A 3,556-nucleotide genomic window follows, 5' to 3' on the forward strand; every position below is an offset into this window, starting at 1 on the left:
CACCGCCACATCGGGGCTGGCGCTGAGTTTGGACAGCAACACGGCCAGGGCGGCCTGCATCACCATGAAGCTGGTCGTGCTGTGCTCACGGGCCAGCCGGGTGACCTGCTGCTGCAGCTCGACCGGCCAGTCGACCTGCACACTGGCGCCGCGGTGGTCGGCCACCGGCGGGTAGGGCCGGTCGGTGGGCAGCGCCAGGCGTTCGGGCATCCCGGCCAGGGCGGCCAGCCAGAATTCCAGCTGCGCGGCGATGCGGCTGTCCGGGTCGCTCAGCTCACCGAGCTGGTCGCGCTGCCACAACGTGTAATCGGCGTACTGCACCGGCAGCGGCGCCCACTCCGGCGCCTGTCCGGCACTTCGACTGGCATAGGCGACACCGAGATCCCGCACCAGCGGGGTCACCGACAACCCGTCGGCGGCGATGTGGTGCATCGCGGCCACCAAGACGTGTTCGTCCTCGGCGACGCGGAAAAGCCTTGCCCGCAAAGGGATCTCGGAGGCTAGATCGAAGGGGTGACGTGCCGCCGCGCCGATGGCCTCATCCAGGCGGCTAGCCGACCAGTCGGCGGCGTCGACGACGTCCCAACCAAAATCGGCCCGCTCGACGGGAACGACCACCTGCTCGGGCATGCCGTCGGGCGCCGCGAACAGCGTGCGCAGACTTTCATGGCGGCCCACCACATCGCCGAGCGCCGCGCCCAGCGCGTCGACGTCAAACTCGCCCCGCAGCCGCAACGCCACCCCGATGTTGTAGGTCGGTGACGGTCCCTCCAGCTGGTCCAGGAACCACAACCGGGACTGGGCGAACGACAGCGGCAGGACCGCGGGGCGCGGGCCGGCCACCAACGGCTCGGGCCCCTCGCCGTCGACACCGATCCGGGGCGCCAACTGGGCGACCGTCGGCGCCTCGAACACCGTGCGCACCGCGAGGCCGGCATCCAGGGCGGTGTTGATCGCGGCGATCAGGCGCATCGCCGAAATGCTGTCCCCGCCCAGATCGAAGAACGACTCGTCGGCCCCGACCCGCGCCAGACCGAGCACCTGGGCAAAGACACCGGCCAGGGTCTCCTCGACCGGGCCGCTCGGGGCGCGGAAGTGATCGCCGTCCTGGTATTCCGGCGCCGGAAGCGCCCGGGTGTCCAGCTTGCCGTTGGAAGTCAGCGGCAGCGCGTCGATCGCGATGACCGCCGCGGGGACCATGTAGACGGGGAGCCGCTCGGACAGCACCGCGCGGATCTCGACCGGGTTCGCCGTCCCGATGACATAACCGACAAGGCGCTTGTCGCCGGGGCGGTCCTCGCGGGCGATGACGACCGCCTGCTCCACCCCATCAACGGCGGCGAGGGCGGCTTGCACTTCGCCGAGCTCTATGCGATAGCCGCGAATCTTGACCTGTTCGTCGGCGCGCCCCACATACTGCAGCTGCCCGTCGGTGCCCCAGCGCACGCGATCGCCGGTGCGATACATCCGCATCCCCGGACCGCCGAAGGGGCAGGCCACAAACCGGGTCGCCGTCAACCCGGCGCGACCGACATAGCCGGCGGCCACGCCGGTGCCGGCCACGTAGAGTTCCCCGACCACCCCGGTGGGCACGGGCCGCAACTTCCCGTCGAGGACGAACAACGCCGCCCCATCGACCGGCGAACCGATTGGCGGCGTCCCCGATCCCGCCTTCAGCGGTGCGCTGATCGACACGCACATCGTGGTCTCGGTGGGGCCGTAGCCGTTGACCATCACCCGCCCCGGCGCCCATCGATCCACCACTTCGGCCGGGCAGGCCTCACCGCCCATGACCAACGCCGACTCCACGCCCTCCGGTGACAACGCCGCCACCGCGGTCGGGGTTTGGGTCAAAACGCTGACCCGCTCGGCAACCAGCAACGCGTGGAAGTCGTCGGGTGAGGCGGTCACCTTTTCGGACGCCACCACCACTCGCCCGCCACGTAGCAGCGCACCGAAGATCTCCCACACCGACACGTCAAAGGCCAAGGAGTGACACAGCGCCCACACGCCAGGCGCCGGCAGACCGCCATCCAGCGTGGACAACAGTTCCGTCACGTTGCTGTGGGTGGTCGCAACCCCTTTGGGCACGCCCGTGGTGCCGGAGGTGTAGATCAGGTACGCGAAATCCCCGGCCGTCGGTGCCGGCGTCGGCAGCGCCGTAGTGGGCTGGGCGGCGATGCGCGGGTCGTTGACGTCGATGACCGGGACGTCATGCCCGTCCAACCGGCCGATCAGCCCGGCGGTGGTGATCGCGGCCACGGGCGCGGCATCGCCGAGCACGAACTGCACCCGGGCGTCGGGCACCACCGGGTCGATCGGCACGTAGGCCGCCCCCGTCTTCAATACCGCCAAGACCGCCACGATCGCCCGTTCCGACCGCGGCAGCAGCAGCACGACGCACTGCCCGAGCCGCGCACCGTGGCCAGAAAGCAAGTGCGCCAACCGATTCGACGCCTCGTCTAACTCGCGATACGTCATGGTGCGGCCGTCGAAAGTCACCGCCGCCGCGTCCGGCGTGCGCGCCACATGATCGGCGAACAAAGAAGGAATCGACGACGCCGCCGTCGGCGGCCGGGTCAATGCGGCCCTGTTGCCCCACACATCCAGCTGGGCGAACTCGTCCTCATCGAGCAGATCGATCGCCGATAATCGCTGCCCCGAACGGGCGCTCATGACTGCCCTTCGAGATCGGCGGTCATGGCCACGATCACCCGCCGCAACCGCTCGATCAGCATCTCGATGCTGGCCGCGTCGAACACGTCGGTGCGAAACTCCACTTCCCCGCCGATCCCGGCGGGCTCACCGGACTCGGTCCAACGCTCGGCCAAGCCGAACACCAGATCCATGCGAGCGGTGTCGGCCTCGGCCGGAACCTGCATAACCCGTAGATCACCCAGCGCCCACGCGGCCGCGGGATCGTTGTCCTGCCCGGCAAGGTTCTGCCAGGCCAACGCCACCTGGATCAGCGGGTGATGACTCAGGCTTCGGGTGGGGTTCAGCCGCTCGACAAGCACTTCGAAGGGCACGTCTTGGTGCTCGTAGGCGGCCAGGCTGCGCTCGCGCACCTGGTCGAGCAATTCCTCGACGGTGGGATCCCCGGCCAGATCGACGCGCAGCACCAAGGTGTTGACGAAGAAACCGACCAAGTCGGTCAGCGCGGGATCGCGACGCCCGGCTATCGGGAAACCGATTGCGACATCGCTGCTTCCGCTGAGCTTGGACAGCAGCACCGCCAGCGCGGCTTGCACCACCATGAAGCTCGTCGCGCCGTGCTCGCGCGCCACTTCACGCACCCGCTGCTGCAAGTCGGCCGGCCAGTCCACCTCGACACGGGCGCCGCGCTGATCGGCAACCGCCGGATAGGGCCGGTCGGTGGGAAGCTGCAACTGCTCGGGGATCCCGGCCAGGGCGTCCTCCCAGTAGGCCACCTGCGCGGCGATGCGGCTGTGCGGATCGGTCAGCTCACCGAGCTGCTCGCGCTGCCACAGCGTGTAGTCGACGTATTGCACCGGCAGCGGCGCCCAGTCGGGGGCTTCTCCCTCGCAGCGGCTGG

1 pseudogene is annotated in these 3,556 nt (G+C 69.5%); it reads right to left on the minus strand.

Annotated elements, in window-relative coordinates:
• Positions 1 to 3,556, minus strand: a pseudogene (locus A5736_RS25480) (amino acid adenylation domain-containing protein); the annotation flags it as partial.

This window comes from Mycobacterium sp. SP-6446 (assembly GCF_001954045.1).
GTDB lineage: Bacteria > Actinomycetota > Actinomycetes > Mycobacteriales > Mycobacteriaceae > Mycobacterium.